Source organism: Rhizobium sp. FKL33, from assembly GCF_005222915.1.
Lineage (GTDB): Bacteria > Pseudomonadota > Alphaproteobacteria > Rhizobiales > Rhizobiaceae > Rhizobium_E.
This window is the reverse complement of record NZ_STFX01000031.1, coordinates 173,367-192,545: the sequence shown is the minus strand read 5'-3', so window position 1 is coordinate 192,545 and position 19,179 is coordinate 173,367. Positions and strand designations below refer to the sequence as shown.

Genomic DNA, 19,179 nt, shown 5'->3' with positions numbered 1-19,179 from the left:
GAAGAAGAATGCGGCGCAGCGGAACGTTTTTACGGCTTAATTCTTGAGACGCCGAAACCTCCGCACAAAGAAGACAGTTCAGAAAGGACCATAGGCATGGTCAGTCTCGGCGGGCTCGCCCGTAAATTGTTCGGCTCCTCCAACGATCGCCGCATCCGCTCCTACAAAGTCCGCGTCGCCGCCGTAAACGCGCTGGAAGCCGAGATCAAGGCGCTTTCCGACGAGGCGCTCAAGGCGAAGACGGCGGAGTTCCGGCAGCAGATCGCCGGCGGCAAGACGCTGGACGACATTCTCGCCCCCGCCTTCGCCGTGGCCCGCGAAGCAGCGCGCCGCGTCCTCGGCATGCGCCCCTTCGACGTGCAGCTGACAGGCGGCATGATCCTGCATGAGCGCGGCATCGCCGAAATGAAGACTGGCGAAGGCAAGACGCTGGTGGCGACCCTGCCCGTCTATCTCAACGCGCTCTCCGGCAAGGGCGTGCATGTGGTGACGGTCAACGACTACCTCGCCCAGCGCGACGCCGCCCAGATGGGCCGGGTCTACGGCTTTCTCGGCCTGACCACCGGCGTCATCGTCCACGGCCTGGACGACGAGCAGCGCCGCGCGGCCTACGCCTGCGACGTGACCTATGCGACCAACAACGAACTCGGCTTCGATTATCTGCGCGACAACATGAAGTTCGAGAAGGGCCAGATGGTCCAGCGCGGACACAATTTCGCGATCGTCGACGAAGTGGACTCGATCCTCATCGACGAAGCGCGCACGCCGCTGATCATCTCCGGTCCGCTCGATGACCGCTCGGAACTCTACAACACCATCGACGCCTTCATTCCTCAGCTGTCGGAAGAAGATTACGAGATCGACGAGAAGCAGCGTTCGGTGAACTTCTCCGAAGGCGGCACTGAAAAGCTGGAAAACCTCCTGCGCGCCGCCGGTCATCTCAAGGGCGAGTCGCTCTATGACGTCGAGAATGTTGCGATCGTCCACCACATCAACAATGCGCTGAAGGCCCACAAGCTGTTCCAGCGCGACAAGGATTACATCGTCCGCAACGGCGAAGTGGTGATCATCGACGAATTCACCGGCCGCATGATGCCGGGCCGCCGTTATTCGGAAGGCCTGCACCAGGCGCTCGAAGCCAAGGAAAAGGTGCAGATCCAGCCCGAGAACCAGACGCTGGCCTCGATCACCTTCCAGAACTATTTCCGCATGTATTCCAAGCTCGCCGGCATGACCGGCACGGCCAACACGGAAGCGGAAGAATTCGGCAACATCTACAATCTCGAAGTCGTCGAAGTGCCGACCAATGTGCCGATCCAGCGCATCGACGAGGACGACGAGGTCTACCGGACCGTCGAGGAGAAATACAAGGCGATCATCGCCGACATCAAGGAATCGCAGGCCAAGGGCCAGCCCGTTCTGGTCGGCACGACCTCGATCGAGAAGTCGGAACTGCTCGCCGAACTGCTCCGCCGCGAAGGCGTCAAGGACTTCCAGGTCCTGAACGCCCGCTATCACGAGCAGGAAGCCTTCATCGTCGCCCAGGCCGGCGTGCCCGGCGCCGTGACCATCGCCACCAACATGGCCGGCCGCGGCACCGACATCCAGCTCGGCGGCAATGTCGACATGCGTATCGCCCGCGAACTCGCCGAGGTTCCGGAAGGGCCTGAACGCGACGCGCAGGAACAGGCGATTCGCGACGAGATCAAGGTTCTCAAGGAAAAGGCGCTCGCCGCAGGCGGCCTTTACGTGCTCGCCACCGAGCGCCATGAAAGCCGACGCATCGACAACCAGCTGCGCGGCCGCTCCGGCCGTCAGGGCGACCCGGGCCGCTCGAAATTCTTCCTGTCGCTGCAGGACGATCTGATGCGCATCTTCGGCTCCGAGCGCATGGACACGATGCTGGTGAAGCTCGGCCTCAAGGAAGGCGAAGCGATCATCCATCCGTGGATCAACAAGGCGCTCGAACGCGCCCAGAAGAAGGTCGAAGCCCGCAACTTCGACATCCGCAAGAATCTCCTCAAATATGACGACGTGCTCAACGACCAGCGCAAGGTGATCTATGAGCAGCGCCTCGAACTGATGGAAGCTTCGAGCGTCACCGAGACGATCGATGACATGCGCGACGAGGTGATCGAGGTGGTCACCAAGAAGCACATTCCCGAACGCGCCTATGCCGAACAGTGGGATGTCGCAGCCCTTCGCCAGGAAATCCGCGACACGCTCGGGCTCGACCTTCCCGTCGACGCCTGGGCGGCGGAAGAAGGCATTGCCGAAGACGACATCGTCCAGCGCGTCAAGGAAGCCGCCGATGCGGTCATGAAGGACAAAGCGGAACGTTTCGGCGCCGATCTCATGACCTATATCGAACGGTCGATCGTGCTGCAGACCATGGATCATCTCTGGCGCGAGCATATCGTCAATCTGGAGCATCTGCGCTCGGTTGTCGGCTTCCGCGGCTACGCCCAGCGCGATCCGCTGCAGGAATATAAGCAGGAGGCCTTCGAACTCTTCCAGGCTCTGCTCGCCAATATGCGCAACACCGTGGTGAGCCAGCTGATGCGGGTCGAACTCGCACAGAGCGCGCCGGAGCCCGATCTGCCGCCGATGGAAGGCCATCACATCGACGCCTCGACCGGCGAAGACGATTTCAGCGAAGGCGGCTTCCGGGCGACCGAGATCCGTCGCGACCCCAACGATCCCTCGACCTGGGGCGAAGTCGGCCGCAACGAACCCTGCCCCTGCGGATCGGGCAAGAAATACAAGCACTGCCACGGGTCCTACGAGACGGTTTGAGATCCGAGACATCGCCAATGAAAAGGCCCCGGAACATCCGTTTCGGGGCCGTTGTTTTACCGAATGAGTTTGGATAAGCGGCTCAGTAGGCCTTCTTTTCCGCCAGCAGCATGTAATTCACGTCCATGTCCTTGGACAGGTTCCACTGGTTCTGGAGCGGATTGAAGAACACGCCGGTGCGCTCGGTCACCGTCATGCCGCCCAAACCGAGCGGTGCTTCGATTTCTTCGGGGCGCACCAGCTTCTCATATTGATGGGTGCCGCGCGGCAGCCAGCGCAGCACATATTCGGCGCCGACGATCGCGAGCGCCGCCGCCTTCAGCGTGCGGTTGATCGTGGCGACGAACATCAGCCCGCCGGGTTTGACCAGCGACGCGCAGGTTTCCATGAAGAAAGCGACGTCGGCGACATGCTCGACCACTTCCATGTTGAGAACGACGTCGAATTGTTCGCCCTCGGCCGCCAACTGTTCGGCGGTGACGGCGCGATAATCGACGGTGACGCCGGATTGTTCGGCATGAGTGCGGGCAATGCCGATATTCTTTTCAGACGCATCCGCGCCGACGACCCTGGCGCCCATCCGCGCCACCGGCTCGGACAGCAGTCCGCCGCCGCAGCCGATATCGAGCACACGAAGCCCATTGAGCGGCAGATGCGCCTTGGGATCGCGGCCGAAATGCGCCGACACCCTGTCGCGAATATACTCGATGCGGACCGGGTTGAACTTGTGCAGCGGCCGGAACTTGCCGGTCGGGCTCCACCATTCCGCCGCCATGGCGGAAAAGCGATCGACTTCGGACTGATCAATGGTGGTCTTGGCGGCTTCGGTCATCGCGACGCTCCTTCGTTCCGGCGCCGGCGCTCTCGCCGGCGTGAGGCTTTCGCCCCTTATACGCAGGAGTGTCAGTTCGGCCTTGTAAGGCCCGAAGTCAAGATCGACAGGTTCTCAACGCGACAGTTCTTTTGCCGCAGCCTCAAGTCCGCCCAGCGTCAGCGGATACATTTTGCCGGCGAACAATTGCCGGATCATGGCGATCGACTGCGTATAGCCCCACTGGCTTTCCGGCAGCGGGTTGAGCCAGGCCCATTTGCGGAAATGACCCGTCACCCGGTCGAGCCAGACGGCGCCCGGCTCGCGGTTCCAATGTTCCACCGAACCGCCGGCCATGCTGATCTCATAGGGGCTCATGGCGGCGTCGCCGACGAACACCACTTTGTAGTCGGGACCATAGGTGCGCAGCACCTCGTCGGTGGGGATGACCGTGGCCCGCCGGCGCAGATTGTCCTTCCACACGCCCTCATAAAGGCAGTTATGGAAGTAGAAATATTCGAGCTGCCGGAATTCCGAACGCGCCGCCGAGAACAGTTCTTCGGCAACCTTCACGTGATCGTCCATCGAGCCGCCGATATCGAAGAACATCAACAGCTTCACCCGGTTGCGCCGCTCCGGCCGGGTCTGGATGTCGAGCCAGCCATGTTCGGCGGTAGAGCGAATGGTGCCGTCGAGATCAAGCTCTTCGGCGGCGCCATCCCGTACCCAGCGCCGCAGGCGCTTCAGCGCCACCTTGATGTTGCGCGTGCCGAGCTCGACCGTGTCGTCGAGATTGCGGAAATGCCGTTCGTCCCAGACCTTGACCGCCTTGCGATGCCGGCTTTCCTTCTGGGCGATGCGCACACCTTCGGGATTGTAGCCACCGGCGCCGAAAGGCGATGTTCCGCCGGTTCCGATCCATTTATTGCCGCCCTGATGCCGCTCCTTCTGCTCGGAGAGTCGCTGCCTGAGCGTCTCCATGAGCGTGTCGAAGCCGCCGAGGCTTTCGACCAGCGCCTTCTCCTCTTCCGACAGATGCCGGTCGGCGAGCCGCCGCAGCCATTCCTCCGGCAGATCGACAGGGCCGCTCGCCTCGCCTGAGGCGTCTCCCTGACCGACGACGCCGCGAAAGACATGGGCGAACACACGGTCGAAACGGTCGATAAAGCGTTCATCCTTCACCAGCGCGGCGCGGGCGAGATAATAGAAGGCTTCGACGTCGAAATCGGCCACGCCCTCCTTCATCGCCTCGATCAGCGTCAAATACTCCCGGAGCGTGACCGGGACCTGCGCCGATTTGAGTTCGAGGAAGAAGGGCAGGAACATGTCAGCGGCTCCAAAGACGCGGTGCGTCACGATACCACCGGAGAGGTGCATAGAATGACGTACTTTCCGGCCGAATGATCCCACGCGACCTCATCGCGGGCCTCAAATCATCATCCACTTCAGCCTGTACCTCACGCAAGGCACGTAGCCAAACCAGAGTTTCATGAGCAGCAACGCTCAAATCGACGCCGATGGCTTCCGTCACCGCCGTCAATGCGGCAATCAGCTCGGAAAATTCGGTAGTGGAAGCGAGAATGTATCCCAAGTGATCGAGCTCGTGCACGGCGAAACCTATTGCGGCTCCAACGCGCGTAAGTTCCGCGAACTGGCATCGCGGATTGTGCGGCTCCAACATGAATGCGACATCAGTTCGCCATTCCAGATATCCGCCGAGTGGGTAGAGCCAAACATTGGCGTTCTTAGGCTCTCTTTGTCGCCACTCCTCGAACATCGGAGAAATCAACTTTCTCTCGATATTGCCTGGAAACAACCAACCACGCCCTCCGGGCCACGAGTCCCAATAGGGCTCGGTGCACTCGAACAATTCCCAGCAGACTTTTTGCCGGATTTCGAATGGATCGTCTTCATAGGAAGAGATGAACTTTTCGGCGAACGCCAGGGATTGTTTCCTCAACCCCTGACGTCTCAATTTAAGATATTGGATATAATCGGAATAAAGGTCTGCGAAAGCGCCTTTGGCAAGATTATCGACAACCTTGTCCATCTGATCGTAGCTGTCTTTTCGCCAATAATCGCTCCTACCGACCATCCAGCGTTACGCCTCCTCCTTCAATTTGGCAGCTATTCCGACGTTGTTGAGATCATATTCCGTCGTCTGATAGACTTGGTTGATCCAATTGCCGAACAGGAGATGCGCATGGCTCCGCCAACGATTGAGCGGCTGCTTAGATGGATCATTGTCCGGGAAATAGTTCTCCGGCAGCTTGATCGGCACGCCCGCCGCCTGATCGCGGAAATATTCATCCGCCAGCGAGGTGGAATCATATTCGACGTGATTGAACATATAGAGCCGGTTGCCGCGCTTTTCGGCCACCATGCAGACGCCTGTCTCATGCGAGGTCATCAGCACTTCGAGGCCGGATTTAGGATCCATGTCCTTGCGCAGCACTTCCGTCCAGCGCGACACCGGCACTGCGAAATCGTCGGAGAAGCCGAGGAGATAGGGCGAGGCCGGATTGAGATTGCGGTGGCGGTAAACGCCGAAGGCCTTTTCCGTGAGCGTATATTTCGGCACCTTGTGGAAGTGATAGATGGCGGCCATCGCCCCCCAGCAGATGTTCAGCGTCGAATGGACATTGGTTTCCGTCCAGTCGAAGATCGCCTTCATCTCGTCCCAATAGGTGACGTCCTCGTAGTCCAGCAGTTCCACCGGCGCGCCAGTGATGATGAATCCGTCGAACTTGCGGTCCTTCACCTCGTCCCAGGTCTTGTAGAAGGACAGGAGATGATCCTCGGACGTGTTCTTGGACTTGTGTCCGCCAATGCGGACCAGCGACAGCTCGACCTGCAGGGGCGACGCGCCGACCAGACGGGCGATCTGGATCTCGGTCTTGATCTTGTTGGGCATCAGGTTGAGAAGACCGATCTGCAGCGGACGGATGTCCTGCCGGATGGCGACCGAATCGGTCATCACAGGCACGCCTTCCTGAACGAGAGTCTGGAAAGCGGGCAGTTGATCAGGAATCTTGATGGGCATCGGGGCACTCCTTAACGCCGGCGTCGAAATACAATTCGCCGGTCCCCTCGCCCCTTTGCGCGGTGGCCCTATTTAGCAAATTGTTTAACGTGGCTGCAAGCCGGCCGGCAAATCACCACGGTTTGATCTGTCATATACCGGGCGACGTTAATTTTCAATGTGACGAAAGCAGGTCGCTTCACGGGCGAAAGGCTTGCTCAGGGCCTCTCGCCCTAGCGCATCTCGCGCCGCGCCATGAAGGCGAGCCGTTCGAAGAGATGCACATCCTGCTCGTTCTTGAGGAGCGCGCCATGCAAGCGCGGCAGAGCATTGGCGGGATTGGCCGCCAGCGTTTCGGGATCGACGTCTTCGGAGACCAGCAGGCGGATCCAGTCGAGCGCTTCGGATGTCGACGGCTTCTTCTTGAGCCCCGGCGTTTCGCGGATCTCGAAAAAGCGGGTCAGGGCTGAGTGCAGGAGACGCTGCTTGATGCCGGGATAATGCACCTCGACGATGCGGGCCAGCGTCTCGGCGTCGGGAAAGCGAATGAAATGGAAGAAGCAACGGCGCAGGAAGGCGTCCGGCAGTTCCTTCTCGTTGTTCGACGTGATGATCACGATCGGACGATGCTGCGCCTTTATCGTCTCATTCGTCTCGTAGACGTGGAACTCCATCCGGTCGAGCTCCTGCAGGAGGTCGTTGGGGAATTCGATATCGGCCTTGTCGATCTCGTCGATCAACAGCACCACGCGCTCGGAGGCCTCGAACGCCTCCCAGAGTTTGCCCTTGCGGATATAGTTGCGGATGTCTTGGACTCTCGCGTCGCCGAGCTGGCTGTCGCGCAGCCGCGAAACGGCGTCATAGTCGTAGAGACCCTGCTGCGCCTTGGTCGTCGACTTGACGTTCCATTCGATGAATTTCAGGCCGAGGCTTTGGGCGATCTGGCGCGCCAGTTCGGTCTTGCCGGTTCCCGGCTCGCCCTTGACCAGCAATGGCCGCTCCAGACGGATGGCGGCGTTGACCGCGACCATCAGGTCCTTGTCGGCGATATAGCTGTCGGTTCCGGTGAATTGCATGTCAGGCTCTGGGCGTCTGAAGAATAGTTTGTGCGGCGGATGGAGGATACAAAAAAGGCGGAACGCATGTCCGCCTTCGATCGGCCTGGGTTCTCGCCCGGCCGCGCCGTCACATGTCGATAATGGTGCCCTTGCCGTCATTCCAGACGCGCATACTCTCTTCGCGCTGGCGCGCGCGGTAGCGCGCATAGGCGCGCGCCGGCTGTTGCGTCGCGCCGGAATCGATCATCGCCGAGAGCCAATGACCAAAAGCCAGCACCGCGAGAGCGCCGATCATGGCAAGGCCGATCGATGCGGTAAACACGGCGGCGACGGCGACCATGGTCAGGCCGGCCAGGGTCAGGAAGAAAGAACGAACGCTTTTCATGGTAATCACCACTCCTTCACGATCCAATGTGGGCGAGAAAGCGGTCTTTTGCAAGGGTCAGAGCGTCGCACGGCGCCGAGATATTCTTGATCAGAAGCAGCCAATTGGCCATAAATGCCGGATGACACAGGTTTTTCGCCCCTCGCGGCCATCCCGCTCGATCCTCTGCCTACCCGGCTCAAACGAGCGCGCCATCGCCAAATTACCGTCGCTCACCATGGACGGAGTGATTCTCGACCTCGAAGACGCCGTCGCCGAAAGCGAGAAGGACGCCGCGCGCGACAAGATCCGCGCCTTCTTCAAGGCTCCGGCCATCGATGGCGTCGAGCGGATCATCCGCATCAACGATCTCGCCTCCCGCCATGCAGCGAAGGATCTGGCGCTGGTTCTGGAGACCAGCCCCGACGCCGTTCTGATCCCGAAAGTGCGTTCGCCCTCGGACATTCTCGATGTCGCGGCCCATCTCGCAGACAACGACGCGCCCGAGACCATCCGCATCTGGGCGATGATGGAAACGCCGCTCTCGATCCTCAACGCCGGCGCGATCGCAGAGACAGGGCGCACGGCGGGCGGCAGGCTGGATGCGCTGGTGGTCGGGCTCAACGATCTCCGCAAGGAGACCGGCGTTCTGCCCGATCCAGACAGGACCTTTGTCACACCCTGGCTGATGCAGGTGGTGCTGGCGGGCCGCGCCTACGGGCTCAGGGTGATCGACGCGGTGTGCAACGAATTCCGCGATCTCAAGCGCTTCGACCGGGAATGCGCGACGGGAAGAGCGATGGGTTTTGACGGCAAGATGCTGATCCATCCGGCCCAGATCCCGGCGGCCAATGCCCGCTACCGCCCTTCGCCTGCGGAAATTGCAGAGGCAGAGGAGATCATTGCCGGCTTCAGCGCGCCGGGCGCTGACCGGCTCAACGCGCTTGACATCGGCGGCCGCATGGTCGAACGACTCCATTATGAACAGGCGCTGGCGCTGAAGGCGCGGGCGGACCTCATCGCACGGAGAGATCCTTGAAAGTCTATCGTTTCCTCACCGGCCCCGACGACTCCTCCTTCTGCCACCGCGTCACCGACGCGCTCAACAAGGGCTGGGACCTGCATGGGTCGCCGTCGCTCACCTTCAACAACGCTACCGGCCAGATGATGGCCGGTCAGGCCGTGGTGAAGGATGTTCCGGGCAAGGACTATAACCCGGACATCAAGCTTTCCGAACAGTAAGCCGGAAGATCAGGGCTGACGCAGGTTCGGCTCGGCCGAGGGAAGCGTGGTTGCGCCTTCGCCGAGTTCCAGCTGCATCAGCACCGTGTCGACCCACTGGCCAAACTTGAAGCCGGAAGCAGGCATGCGGCCGACATGCTTGAAGCCGGCTTTTTCATGCAGCGCCACCGAAGCGGGATTGCCTCCGCCGATCACGGCGATCATCTGGCGCAATCCGAGTTCGGCGCAGCGGCTCATCAGAGCGTCGAGCAATGTCGAGCCGACGCCAAGGCCGCGACCATCGGCGGCCACATAGATCGAATCCTCGACGAGATAGCGATAGGCCGGACGGGTGCGGAAGGGCGAGCCATAGGCGTAGCCGACGATATTGCCTGATGCGTTGACCGCCACGAGATAGGGAAAATTCTGGCCGGTGACCGTTTCGAAGCGAGCCAGCATTTCGGCTTCGGAGGGGGGCTCGAGCTCATAGGTGCCGATGCCGTTGAGCACCGACTCGCGATAGATCGCGGTGATGGCGGGAATATCGGCGACGATGGCGTCGCGCAGGCTGATCTTCATGGCTGCCTCGCAAAAGAAAAGGGCGGCATGACTGCCGCCCTTCGATGTCATGACCTCTTCGGGTCTTACTCGCGGTTGCCCAGGAAGCGCAACAGGAAAAGGAAGAGGTTGATGAAGTCCATGTAGAGGTTGAGAGCGCCCATGACGGCCTTCTTGCCGGCGACTTCGACGCCATCGGCTTCCCAGTACATTTCCTTGATCCGCTGCGTGTCCCAGGCGGTCAGGCCGGCGAAGATCAGCACGCCCATGACGGAAACGGCGAAATCGAGAGCGGAGGACTTCAGGAAGATATTGACCACCGTGGCGATGATCAGGCCGAACAGGCCCATCATCAGGAACGAGCCCATGCCAGACAGGCTGCGCTTGGTGGTGTAGCCGTAAAGCGACAGCGCGCCGAACGAGGCCGCGGTCACGGCGAAGGTCTGCACGATCGAGGCGTCGGTATAGACGAGGAAGATCGACGACAGCGACGCGCCGACCAGCGCAGCATAGGCCCAGAAGGTCATCTGCGCGGTAGCGAGGCTCATCCGTTCAATCCGGAAGGACAGGAAGAACACCAGAGCCAACGGCGCGAACATCACCACATATTTCAGCGGGCTCATATAGATCGCCTGACCGAAAGCGGTCAGCTGTCCGCCAGACACCGCCATTGCGGAGAAGGCATAGGCGACGACCGCCGTCAGCGCCACGCCCAGCGCCATCAGGTTATAGACGCGGAGCATATAAGAGCGCAGACCCTGGTCGATATCGGCATCCGCGCGCGCCGCGGCGGGATTGCTCATTCGGGTTTGAAAGTCTCTCAAGTCAGCCATGGTTTCCTCTAACAAAGCTCCGATGTTGATCCGCCTGGTCGCCTCGATCAAGAGGAACGCCGGCGCAGCTCGCGGAGCTCCAGCAAGCATGGCATGAATATGGGACCCGGCGCTGCCGCTGGCAAGCCCGAATGCATGACAAATGCGCAAGCTTCTTCAACCCATGGTAAAGGCGGCGCGGAAGAAGCCGCCGTCACTCCGTCAAAGTTCGCGCAGGACCGGCGCCGCCTTCTGTCCCAAGACCCGCCAGGTGCCGAGAAAACCGGTGCCGGCGGTCACGATCAGCGCCACGGCCAGCGTCCAGAGCGCCGCCCCCGGCAGGAAGCGGAACGGCAGTTCCATGATTTCCGTGACCACATACCAGGAGGCTACGGAAGCCGCGGCCAGCGCGAACACCGAGGCCGACAGACCAAGCAGCGCATATTCGTAGAAATAGGCGCGCATCAGCATCGAGCGCCGGGCGCCGAGCGTCTTCAGCACCACTGCATCATGAATGCGGGCCCGGTTGCCGGCGGCGATCGCGCCGGACAGCACCAACACCGACACAACCAAGGCGATGGAGGAAGCGGCGCGCACCGCGGTGGCCAATTGGCCGACGAGATCGGAGGCGATGTCGAGCGCGTCCTTGACGCGGATCGAGGTGATTCCGGGATAGGCGTTGGTGACCGAGCGCATCACCCCTTGCTCGACGGCGGGCGTGGCGGCGTGGTCGGTCAGGGTCGCGAGCCAGGCATGCGGCGCGCCCTTGAAGGTGTTGGGCGAAAAGACCATCACGAAATTGATCGACATGGAGCGCCATTCCACCGCACGGAAATTGGCGATTTTCGCGGTGATGTTGCGGCCGAGAACATTGACGGTCACCGTATCGCCGATCTTGAGACCCAACTGATGACCTTCTTCGCTGGCGAAAGACACCAGAGGTTCGCCGCTGTAATCCTTGTCCCACCAGGCGCCTTCCTCGACGCGGGAATTCTCCGGCACCGTCTCCGAATAGGTGATGCCGCGATCGCCCTGCAGCACCCAGCGCGCCTCTTGCGGCACGTTGCGCTTCTGCACATCCTCGCCGTTGAAAGCGAGGATGCGGCCGCGCAACATCGGCACGCTCCTGACCTCGCCGCCCGGGGCGGCCTTGTCCAGCACGGATTTGAAACCGTCGATATCGCGGCTCTGAATGTCGACGAAGAAGAAATTGGGCGCTTTCTCCGCCATCGCGCCGGCGAGGCTGCCGCGCAGATTTCCCTCGATCAGCGCGAGCGCCGACAGAAGCGTCAGCCCGAGCCCGAGCGACAGGATAACCGACGCCGTCAGCGCGCCGGGGCGATGAATATTGCCGATCGCCAGCCTGAGCGTCGCCGACTGAACCTTGCGCACCCGTCGGGCCAGCGCCGCGACGCCATAGGCGACCAGCCGGAGCACGAGAAAAGCGCCGGCAGTCGAGGCGACGAAGACGAAGGCCAGGAAGCGTTGGTCGGCCGAAAGCACAGCCAGAGCCCCGACCGCCAGAAACACCAGACCCGCAGCGATATAGTACCGCACGGGCACGCGCCGCCAGCCGGTCTCGCTCTGGCTGCGGAACAATTCCGTCGCCCTGATGAGGCGGCTGCGGCCGAGCGGCAGCACCGAAAAGGCGAGCGTGATCAGCAGGCCGAACAGAGCGGCCAGACCAAGCGCGCGAGGATAAAGCGTCAGCCCTTCCGGCACGGGCATATAATCCTGGAGGAAATACCCGGCCACCGGTGTGATCGCCGCCCCGACCGCAAGCCCGCCGATGATGGCGAGAACCGCGATCAGCAGGATCTGGATCATGTAGACCATGACGATCAGCCGGCCCGGCGCGCCGAGACTCTTGAAGCAGGCGATCACGCCGCGTTTGGAATCGAGATAGGCGGTGACGGCATTGGCGACGCCGACGCCGCCGGCGGCCAGCGCGGCAAGCCCGACCAGCGTCAGAAATTCGGAAAAACGCTCGATATTGTTGGACAAGGCCGGCGCCGCATTGCCCGAACCCCGGATCGCCCAGCCGGCTTCGGGGAATTTCGCCTGCGCCTCGCGCCGGATCTGGCCATTGGGCTTTGACCCTTCCGCCAGCTTGATGCGGTAATTGTTGTCGACGAGACTGCCGGTCTGCATCAGGCCGCTCTTCACCAGCGCCTCGCGCGCGATCAGGAGCCGGGGCGCAAGCGCAAATCCGTCCGACAATTGATCCGGTTCGGAGACGATGCGGCCGCGGATCTCGACGGTCATGTCGCCGATCAGCACCCTGTCGCCGACCTTCGAGCCCAGACGATCGAGCAGCATCGGCTGGGCGAGCGCGCCATAGACGCCCTCGCGCGCGGCGAGCAACTCTGCCAGAGGCCGATCGGGATCGGCGACGAATTTTCCGTAGAGCGGGTAGAGCCCATCCACCGCCTTGAGTTCGGACAGCGTCTGCCGCGTCTTGTCCTCGCTGCGCACCATGGAGCGCATATTGGAGGCGACCGCGACCTCGCCGAGACTGTCGAGATAGGCGCGCTCGGCCGTATTCGCTTCGCGTTGCTTGAGTTCGAAACGGATATCGCCTGCGAGAATCTCGCGTCCACGCCCTTCGAGCGCCTCCGACATCGAGGCCGCGACGGAATTGACGCCGGCGATCGCCGCCGTGCCCAGGAGAATGCAGAGAATGAAGATCCTGAAGCCGCTCAGGCCCCCGCGCATTTCACGAATGGCGAAGCGCCAGGCGAGCGACCAGTCCTTGAGAAGCGATGCCGCGCCCGTCATGCGGCCTGATCCAGAATCTGGCCGGAACGGATGCGGATCTGCCGCTGGCAGCGGGCCGCGAGCGAGGGATCATGGGTGACGAGCAACAGGGTCATGCCGCGCTCGGCCTGCTTGGCGAACAGCAGATCGGCGATCTGGCGCCCGGTCTCGACATCGAGATTGCCGGTCGGCTCGTCGGCGATCAGCAGCTTCGGCGAAGGGGCGAGCGCCCGGGCCAGCGCCACGCGCTGCTGCTCGCCGCCCGACAGCTGACCCGGATAGTGGTGAAGCCGCGCCCCGAGCCCGACAGCCTCCAATTCGCGTTGGGCGATCGCGAAGGCGTCGCGGTTGCCGGCGAGTTCGAGCGGAACCGCGACATTCTCGATCGCCGTCATATTGGGGATGAGATGGAAGGACTGGAAGACGATGCCGATATTGCGGCCGCGAAAGGCGGCCAACCGATCTTCGCTGGCTTTGTGCAGGGCTTCTCCGGCAATGATCAGTTCGCCGGCGTCGAGGCTCTCAAGTCCGGCCAGCACCATCAGAAGCGTCGACTTGCCGGAACCGGAGGGCCCGGTGACCCCGTTGGACGTTCCGGCTTCTATGCTGAGACTGAGATCCTTCAGCACATGCACCGCGCTCGCCCCCTCCCCCAAAGTCAGATCCGCGTTTTTCAGCTCGATGATGGTTTCAACCACGGGGCGCCGGTCCTATATCTTTTTGACGAGGCGCAAGCCGCCTCTTTTTCCGCATAGCAAGGTAGGAGACGCCCGATGAGATTTAAAGCCGCGTTCAAGACTTTGTTATCTCTGGCCGGCCTCGCCGCGATACTCTCGGGATTAGGTACGGCGGCGCGCGCCGAACCGATCAATCTGGTCGGCCTCGGCGATTCGCTGATGGCGGGCTATCAGCTGCCGCCGGACGAGGCCTTTCCCGCCCGCTTGGAAAAGAGACTGAAGGACAAAGGCTTCGACGTGACGATCACCAATGCCGGCGTCTCCGGCGACACCACGGCCGACGGCCTCGCCCGGTTGGACTGGTCGGTGCCAGACGGAACCGACGGCGTCATTCTCGAACTCGGAGCGAACGACGCGCTGCGCGGCCTGCCGCCAGAAGAGACCCGCAAAAATCTCGACGCCATTCTGGCGCGCCTGAAGGAGCGCAAGATCCCGGTGGTGATGATGGGCATGATCGCGCCGCCCAATCTCGGCAAGGATTTCGCGGCCGCCTTCAACCCCATCTATCCGGAACTCGCCAAGAAATATGGCGTGGCGCTCTATCCCTTCGTGCTCGATGGGGTGGCCCTCGACGCTTCCCTGCAACTCGAGGATCGCATGCATCCGAATGGCAAGGGAACGGACGTGATGGCGGACAAGTTTCTCCCGGTAGCAGAGATGTTTCTCAAAAGCCTCGGTTCATGAAATTTTTATGCGCTGCGGGATAAAGTGGAAACATCAATTGCGCTGGCCGCGAATTAATGATTCGCTTGAAGTCAGAGAAGCGATTCGAGGAGCTCGTCATGCCGAGATTGTTCACCGCCCTCGAAATCCCGCAAAGCGCAGCTTTGAGCCTGTCACTATTGCGGGGTGGACTTCCCGGAGCGCGTTGGATCGACAGGGAGAATTTTCATATCACCCTGCGCTTCATCGGCGACGTCGATCATCGTACCGCCGATGACCTGATCAACGGTCTTGATCGCGTCCACCGCACCCAGTTCGACGTGTCGCTGGTCGGCACCGGGCTGTTCGGCTCCAAGAAACCCCATAGCATCTGGGCCGGCGTGCAGCCTTCGGCTCAGCTCAACGCCCTGCAGGCCGAAATCGAACGCGTCTGCCAGCGCATCGGGCTGCCGCCCGAACCCCGCAAATTCACCCCGCATGTCACTTTGGCGCGACTGAAGAACGCCCGGGTGGACGATGTCGTTCATTACATGAACGGGCGCGGCAATTTCGCGGCCGGACCTTTCACCGTCACCCGCTTCGTCGTGATGTCCTCGCGCGATTCGGTCGGCGGCGGGCCCTATGTGGTCGAGGAAGCCTATCCGCTCGATATTCCCCGGCTGAAATCGCCGGGAGCGACGCTGGAGCTCAGGCCGTAACCAGGCCTCAGCTCGCCCCAGCGGGGCGGCTATCGGGATGAAGGAAATCAAGAAGCTTGGCGCAACCCGCGTCAAGCATCGCATAGACGTCCTGAAAATCCCGCTCGTCGCCGTAATAGGGATCGGGCACATCACGCTGTTCACCGCTGACGAAATCCATGAACAGATGGATGTCGGCGCTCGAATCATGCGGGGCGACGCGGACGATATCGCGCAGATTGCTGCGGTCCATGGCGAAGATCATGTCGAAACCGGTGAAATCACTGGTCTTCAATTTTCGCGCCCGCAGCGTGGATATGTCCACGCCATGTTGGCGGCCGACCGCAATCGAGCGTCGATCGGGCGCTTCGCCCTGATGCCAGCCGCCGGTGCCGGCCGAATCGGTCGAGACGAGGCGCGACAATCCCCGCGCCTCGGCCTGATGGCGAAGAATGCCTTCTCCGAGGGGGGAACGGCAGATATTGCCGAGACAGACGAACAGAATCTTGCGATGATCCATGGCGATCCGATGCGATGAGGAGGCGAGACATGCCGCGCGATAGACTTACCCGTAGCGAGATCGACGGGGCTCTACAAGAACTCAACGGCTGGACGCTGGCCGAGACCGGCGACGCCATATCCCGGCAGTTCCGCTTCGCCGATTTCGCCGCTGCCTTCGGCTTCATGGCGGAATGCGCCGTTTACGCCGAAAAGATCGACCACCATCCCGAATGGAGCAATGTCTACCGGAATGTCGATGTCAGACTGACAACCCATTCCGCCAAGGGGCTGACCGAGCTCGACACCAAGCTCGCCTCCTTCATGGACAAGGTCGCCCGCCGGCATTGAATGGCGAAACTTCTCTCCCATATCATGAGTTGAAAGGGTCGAGGATCTGCTATGGACGACATCAAAATCGGTGAAATTCTGCTGCCCGGAGAAGAGGCGGAGACGGAAAAGCGCGAAGCAAAGGTGCGCGCGCGCTTCTGGCCCGTGCTGAAAAAGGCGTTTTCCCGGCTGCCTTTCGCACGCGATGTCGTGGCGAGCTACTACTGCGCCATCGATCCCACCACGCCCCGGCGCGTGAAAGCGATCCTGCTCGGCGCGCTCGCTTATTTCATCCTGCCCTTCGACACGATTCCCGATCTTCTGGCCGTCGTCGGCTTCAGCGACGATATCGCGGTGCTCGCCGCGGCGATCGCGGCCGTGCGCAGTTCGCTGAAACCCGAGCATTTCGACCGGGCCGATGCGGCGCTGAGCCATGAACATCTCACGCCATCCCCTGAGAAAGGATGAGTGGCGCAGGAAAATCGCCCCAATCTCGCCCAATTCCTGCTCTCAGTCGCGAGAGGCGGGTCGCGTTTCGGCTCGCCCCATGACTTGTGGACGACATCGCGCCCGCGGCGCTTCTGTTTCGATGCGCGACAGTCGTTGAGAGTTTGGTAACCTGAATAAAGGCATAATGACCGCAAAGAGGGCGCGCGCGTCGCGCCGGTCCCTGAGTCTATCGGAAGGAAATCATGTTTGCGAAAACACTGACTGCCGCCCTTCTGGCCGTCACGGCCATCGCCACGTCCGCTTACGCCCAGGCGCCGACGCGCATCGAGCAGTTCAAGGCGTGGGGCGCTTATTTCTATCAGGGCGGCAGCGGCAAGGTTTGCTACGTGCTGACCGTGCCGGATCCCAAGCAGCTGACGCCCGCCAATGTCGACCATGGAGACATCTTTTTCCTGGTGACGCAGCGTCCCGGCCAGAACATCTCCTATGAGCCGCAGGCCATGCTCGGCTATGAACTGCAGGCCGGCTCCAAGGTCAACGTGAAGATCGACGACCGGTCTTTCACCATGTTCACCAAGGGCAAATCCGCCTGGTTGGAAAACGCCGCCGAAGAGCCGGCGCTGGTGCAGGCCATGCGCTCCGGCAAATCGATGACAATGGGCGCCGTGTCCCGCAAGGGCACAAAGACGGGATATGTCTTCTCGCTCGCCGGCATCTCGGCGGCGCTCAAGAAGATCGAAAACTGCCAGTAATACGATTTTCGAGCAAGATGATGAGGCCGGACGCCCTGCGTCCGGCCTTTACCATGCCAAGGCGTCTGCAATTACCACCCGCCTGACGGGGTGACTTTCCCGTCTTTCCGTGATATGGCGCTCGCCAAACGCCCGATATGAGGGCAAGGCCGCGCCGCGATCCTCTTCCGGACGACGCCGGGCGGGCCGCTCAGGGAATTCTGCCATGGATATGATGACCGCCGTGAGCCCGTCGGCTCCGACCACTGTTTTGCCGGACGCGCTCTCGTTCGAAAACCGCCCGACGCTGATCGGCCTCACCCGCGAGGAACTGGCCGAGGCGCTGGTCGAGAAAGGCGTGCCGCAGCGCCAGGCGAAGATGCGCGTGCAGCAGGTCTGGCACTGGCTCTATATTCGCGGCATTTCCGATTTCGACCACATGCTCAATGTGTCGAAGGACTTGCGCCAGCTTCTGAAGACGCATTTCACCATTGCGCGCCCCGAAATCGTCGAAGAACAGATTTCCAACGACGGCACGCGCAAATGGCTCCTGCGCTTTCCGCCGCGCGGCGCGGGCCGCCCCGTCGAGGTCGAAACCGTCTATATTCCCGAAGAGGGCCGCGGCACGCTCTGCATTTCCTCGCAGGTCGGCTGTTCGCTGACTTGCGATTTCTGTCACACCGGCACGCAGCGTCTGGTGCGCAACCTGACATCTGAAGAAATCATCTCGCAGCTGCTGCTCGCCCGCGACCGGCTCGGCGATTTCCCGGATCGTGAAGCGCCGCAGGGCGCGATCGTGCCGGCCGAGGGCCGCAAGGTCACCAATATCGTCATGATGGGCATGGGCGAGCCGCTCTACAATTTCGAAAACGTGAAGCGCGCTTTGCTCGTCGCCTCCGATGGCGACGGCCTGTCGCTGTCCAAGCGCCGCATCACGCTCTCGACCTCGGGCGTCGTGCCTGAAATCTACCGCACCGGTTCGGAGACGGGCGTCATGCTGGCGATTTCGCTGCACGCCACGAATGATGAGCTGCGCGACAAGCTCGTGCCGATCAACAAGAAATATCCGCTCAAGGAGCTGATGGAGGCCTGCCGCGCCTATCCCGGTCTCTCCAACGCTCGCCGCATTACCTTCGAATATGTGATGCTCAAAGGCGTGAACGACAGCCTGGAAGACGCCAAGAACCTGATCAAGCTGCTCAAGGGCGTGCCGGCGAAGATCAATCTCATTCCCTTCAATCCCTGGCCGGGTTCGAAATACGAATGCTCGGACTGGGAAACGATCGAGGCCTTCGCCGATTTCATCAACCAGGCCGGCTATGCAAGCCCGATCCGCACCCCGCGCGGCCGGGACATTCTCGCCGCCTGCGGCCAGCTGAAGTCGGAATCCGAGCGCATGCGCAAGACCGAGCGCCTCGCCTTCGAAGCGATGATGATCGCCAATCACGGCGAAGACGACTGATAAACTCTGCAGCCAGACGAAAAATTTGACGCGATCCGGAAACGGGTCGCGTTTCTATTTTGGCATGCGCTCTTTTCTTTTTTCCGTGATTTTAAGATGCTGGCTCTCCGGCGAGAGGCCTGGCGGGGGGCGTAAGCGTGCGTATTCCGGTTTTTTCAAAAATCTTCTCGGGACGATGTCGATCCGCAAAAGTCTGTTCGTCCTTGTCTCGCCGCATGATGATCGCGCCGCG

Annotated in this window: 20 protein-coding genes and 1 riboswitch; of the genes, 9 read left to right on the top strand and 11 right to left on the bottom strand. The window is 61.5% G+C overall.

Annotation, left to right across the window (positions count from 1 at the left end; genetic code table 11):
- Window positions 1-96 precede the first annotated feature (96 nt).
- The gene (gene secA, locus E8Q41_RS19030) at window positions 97-2,796 is read left to right on the top strand and encodes a preprotein translocase subunit SecA (RefSeq protein WP_137157131.1); all 2,700 of its coding nucleotides are present in this window, start codon (window positions 97-99) and stop codon (window positions 2,794-2,796) included.
- A gap of 82 nt (window positions 2,797-2,878) precedes the next feature.
- Here the strand turns inward: secA and ubiG are convergent, their stop codons facing one another.
- From ubiG to E8Q41_RS19000, 6 genes are all read right to left on the bottom strand, one after another.
- A complete protein-coding gene (gene ubiG / locus E8Q41_RS19025; protein ID WP_137157130.1) occupies window positions 2,879-3,628 on the bottom strand; it encodes a bifunctional 2-polyprenyl-6-hydroxyphenol methylase/3-demethylubiquinol 3-O-methyltransferase UbiG in 750 nt (249 codons plus the stop codon).
- A 114-nt stretch (window positions 3,629-3,742) separates the two neighbouring features.
- Complete coding sequence (locus E8Q41_RS19020; protein WP_137157129.1) at window positions 3,743-4,933, bottom strand: VWA domain-containing protein; 1,191 nt, start codon at window positions 4,931-4,933, stop codon at window positions 3,743-3,745.
- A gap of 1 nt (window position 4,934) precedes the next feature.
- Window positions 4,935-5,657 carry a hypothetical protein gene (locus tag E8Q41_RS19015; RefSeq protein WP_137157128.1) on the bottom strand — a complete coding sequence of 241 codons (723 nt, stop codon included), beginning with the start codon at window positions 5,655-5,657 and terminating at the stop codon, window positions 4,935-4,937.
- Window positions 5,658-5,708: 51 nt separating this feature from the next.
- A complete protein-coding gene (metA, locus tag E8Q41_RS19010) occupies window positions 5,709-6,650 on the bottom strand; it encodes a homoserine O-succinyltransferase (protein WP_137157127.1) in 942 nt (313 codons plus the stop codon).
- A 51-nt stretch (window positions 6,651-6,701) separates the two neighbouring features.
- Window positions 6,702-6,779, bottom strand: a riboswitch (SAM riboswitch).
- A gap of 83 nt (window positions 6,780-6,862) precedes the next feature.
- Window positions 6,863-7,705, bottom strand: a complete 843-nt coding sequence (locus E8Q41_RS19005) for a MoxR family ATPase (protein WP_137157126.1) — start codon at window positions 7,703-7,705, stop codon at window positions 6,863-6,865.
- A 109-nt stretch (window positions 7,706-7,814) separates the two neighbouring features.
- Window positions 7,815-8,072 (bottom strand): hypothetical protein, encoded by a 258-nt coding sequence (locus tag E8Q41_RS19000; RefSeq protein ID WP_246660246.1) that lies wholly within the window; start codon window positions 8,070-8,072, stop codon window positions 7,815-7,817.
- Window positions 8,073-8,193: 121 nt separating this feature from the next.
- Here E8Q41_RS19000 and E8Q41_RS18995 point away from each other — a divergent pair, with 121 nt between their 5' ends.
- Both E8Q41_RS18995 and E8Q41_RS18990 read left to right on the top strand, forming a co-directional pair.
- Window positions 8,194-9,090, top strand: a complete 897-nt coding sequence (locus tag E8Q41_RS18995) for a CoA ester lyase (RefSeq protein WP_137157125.1) — start codon at window positions 8,194-8,196, stop codon at window positions 9,088-9,090.
- Entirely contained in the window at window positions 9,087-9,293 is a 207-nt protein-coding gene (locus E8Q41_RS18990; RefSeq protein ID WP_137157124.1) for a DUF1737 domain-containing protein, read from the top strand. Before E8Q41_RS18995 ends, E8Q41_RS18990 begins: the two co-directional genes overlap by 4 nt.
- Window positions 9,294-9,302: 9 nt before the next feature.
- On the opposite strand, the gene E8Q41_RS18985 is transcribed toward E8Q41_RS18990, so the two are convergent.
- The 4 genes from E8Q41_RS18985 to E8Q41_RS18970 all read right to left on the bottom strand — a co-directional run bounded on the left by E8Q41_RS18985 (window position 9,303) and on the right by E8Q41_RS18970 (window position 14,097).
- Complete coding sequence (locus E8Q41_RS18985; RefSeq protein WP_137157123.1) at window positions 9,303-9,851, bottom strand: GNAT family N-acetyltransferase; 549 nt, start codon at window positions 9,849-9,851, stop codon at window positions 9,303-9,305.
- A 65-nt stretch (window positions 9,852-9,916) separates the two neighbouring features.
- On the bottom strand, window positions 9,917-10,663 hold the full coding sequence (locus E8Q41_RS18980; protein ID WP_137157122.1) for a Bax inhibitor-1/YccA family protein: 747 nt from the start codon (window positions 10,661-10,663) through the stop codon (window positions 9,917-9,919).
- Window positions 10,664-10,864: 201 nt separating this feature from the next.
- The gene (locus tag E8Q41_RS18975; protein WP_137157121.1) at window positions 10,865-13,420 is read right to left on the bottom strand and encodes an ABC transporter permease; all 2,556 of its coding nucleotides are present in this window, start codon (window positions 13,418-13,420) and stop codon (window positions 10,865-10,867) included.
- Window positions 13,417-14,097, bottom strand: a complete 681-nt coding sequence (locus E8Q41_RS18970; RefSeq protein ID WP_137157120.1) for an ABC transporter ATP-binding protein — start codon at window positions 14,095-14,097, stop codon at window positions 13,417-13,419. The genes E8Q41_RS18975 and E8Q41_RS18970 overlap by 4 nt, the downstream gene beginning before the upstream one ends.
- 75 nt (window positions 14,098-14,172) lie before the next feature.
- Between E8Q41_RS18970 and E8Q41_RS18965 the strand changes: the two genes are divergently transcribed.
- Entirely contained in the window at window positions 14,173-14,820 is a 648-nt protein-coding gene (locus E8Q41_RS18965; RefSeq protein ID WP_137157119.1) for an arylesterase, read from the top strand.
- A gap of 98 nt (window positions 14,821-14,918) precedes the next feature.
- Window positions 14,919-15,497: an RNA 2',3'-cyclic phosphodiesterase gene (gene thpR / locus E8Q41_RS18960; RefSeq protein WP_137157118.1), complete on the top strand. Its 579-nt coding sequence runs from the start codon at window positions 14,919-14,921 to the stop codon at window positions 15,495-15,497.
- A gap of 7 nt (window positions 15,498-15,504) precedes the next feature.
- Here the strand turns inward: thpR and E8Q41_RS18955 are convergent, their stop codons facing one another.
- Window positions 15,505-15,996, bottom strand: a complete 492-nt coding sequence (locus tag E8Q41_RS18955; RefSeq protein ID WP_137157117.1) for a low molecular weight protein-tyrosine-phosphatase — start codon at window positions 15,994-15,996, stop codon at window positions 15,505-15,507.
- Between the two features lie 29 nt (window positions 15,997-16,025).
- Here E8Q41_RS18955 and E8Q41_RS18950 point away from each other — a divergent pair, with 29 nt between their 5' ends.
- The 4 genes from E8Q41_RS18950 to rlmN all read left to right on the top strand — a co-directional run bounded on the left by E8Q41_RS18950 (window position 16,026) and on the right by rlmN (window position 18,947).
- A complete protein-coding gene (locus E8Q41_RS18950) occupies window positions 16,026-16,325 on the top strand; it encodes a 4a-hydroxytetrahydrobiopterin dehydratase (protein WP_137157116.1) in 300 nt (99 codons plus the stop codon).
- A gap of 51 nt (window positions 16,326-16,376) precedes the next feature.
- Window positions 16,377-16,772 (top strand): YkvA family protein, encoded by a 396-nt coding sequence (locus E8Q41_RS18945; RefSeq protein WP_137157115.1) that lies wholly within the window; start codon window positions 16,377-16,379, stop codon window positions 16,770-16,772.
- Window positions 16,773-16,996: 224 nt separating this feature from the next.
- Entirely contained in the window at window positions 16,997-17,506 is a 510-nt protein-coding gene (locus E8Q41_RS18940; protein WP_137157114.1) for an invasion associated locus B family protein, read from the top strand.
- 211 nt (window positions 17,507-17,717) lie between these two features.
- Complete coding sequence (gene rlmN, locus E8Q41_RS18935) at window positions 17,718-18,947, top strand: 23S rRNA (adenine(2503)-C(2))-methyltransferase RlmN (protein WP_246660253.1); 1,230 nt, start codon at window positions 17,718-17,720, stop codon at window positions 18,945-18,947.
- Window positions 18,948-19,179: the final 232 nt, after the last annotated feature.

Bases quoted from the DNA above. Each gene is read 5' to 3' on its own strand.
- E8Q41_RS18995 (WP_137157125.1), top strand. From the start codon at position 8,194: ATGACACAGGTTTTTCGCCCCTCGCGGCCATCCCGCTCGATCCTCTGC.
- E8Q41_RS18975 (WP_137157121.1), bottom strand. From the start codon at position 13,420: ATGACGGGCGCGGCATCGCTTCTCAAGGACTGGTCGCTCGCCTGGCGC.
- E8Q41_RS19005 (WP_137157126.1), bottom strand. From the start codon at position 7,705: ATGCAATTCACCGGAACCGACAGCTATATCGCCGACAAGGACCTGATG.
- E8Q41_RS18945 (WP_137157115.1), top strand. From the start codon at position 16,377: ATGGACGACATCAAAATCGGTGAAATTCTGCTGCCCGGAGAAGAGGCG.
- secA (WP_137157131.1), top strand. From the start codon at position 97: ATGGTCAGTCTCGGCGGGCTCGCCCGTAAATTGTTCGGCTCCTCCAAC.
- E8Q41_RS19020 (WP_137157129.1), bottom strand. From the start codon at position 4,933: ATGTTCCTGCCCTTCTTCCTCGAACTCAAATCGGCGCAGGTCCCGGTC.
- E8Q41_RS18940 (WP_137157114.1), top strand. From the start codon at position 16,997: ATGTTTGCGAAAACACTGACTGCCGCCCTTCTGGCCGTCACGGCCATC.
- E8Q41_RS18980 (WP_137157122.1), bottom strand. From the start codon at position 10,663: ATGGCTGACTTGAGAGACTTTCAAACCCGAATGAGCAATCCCGCCGCG.
- E8Q41_RS18985 (WP_137157123.1), bottom strand. From the start codon at position 9,851: ATGAAGATCAGCCTGCGCGACGCCATCGTCGCCGATATTCCCGCCATC.
- rlmN (WP_246660253.1), top strand. From the start codon at position 17,718: ATGATGACCGCCGTGAGCCCGTCGGCTCCGACCACTGTTTTGCCGGAC.
- E8Q41_RS18950 (WP_137157116.1), top strand. From the start codon at position 16,026: ATGCCGCGCGATAGACTTACCCGTAGCGAGATCGACGGGGCTCTACAA.
- thpR (WP_137157118.1), top strand. From the start codon at position 14,919: ATGCCGAGATTGTTCACCGCCCTCGAAATCCCGCAAAGCGCAGCTTTG.
- E8Q41_RS19000 (WP_246660246.1), bottom strand. From the start codon at position 8,072: ATGAAAAGCGTTCGTTCTTTCTTCCTGACCCTGGCCGGCCTGACCATG.
- E8Q41_RS19015 (WP_137157128.1), bottom strand. From the start codon at position 5,657: ATGGACAAGGTTGTCGATAATCTTGCCAAAGGCGCTTTCGCAGACCTT.
- ubiG (WP_137157130.1), bottom strand. From the start codon at position 3,628: ATGACCGAAGCCGCCAAGACCACCATTGATCAGTCCGAAGTCGATCGC.
- metA (WP_137157127.1), bottom strand. From the start codon at position 6,650: ATGCCCATCAAGATTCCTGATCAACTGCCCGCTTTCCAGACTCTCGTT.
- E8Q41_RS18965 (WP_137157119.1), top strand. From the start codon at position 14,173: ATGAGATTTAAAGCCGCGTTCAAGACTTTGTTATCTCTGGCCGGCCTC.
- E8Q41_RS18955 (WP_137157117.1), bottom strand. From the start codon at position 15,996: ATGGATCATCGCAAGATTCTGTTCGTCTGTCTCGGCAATATCTGCCGT.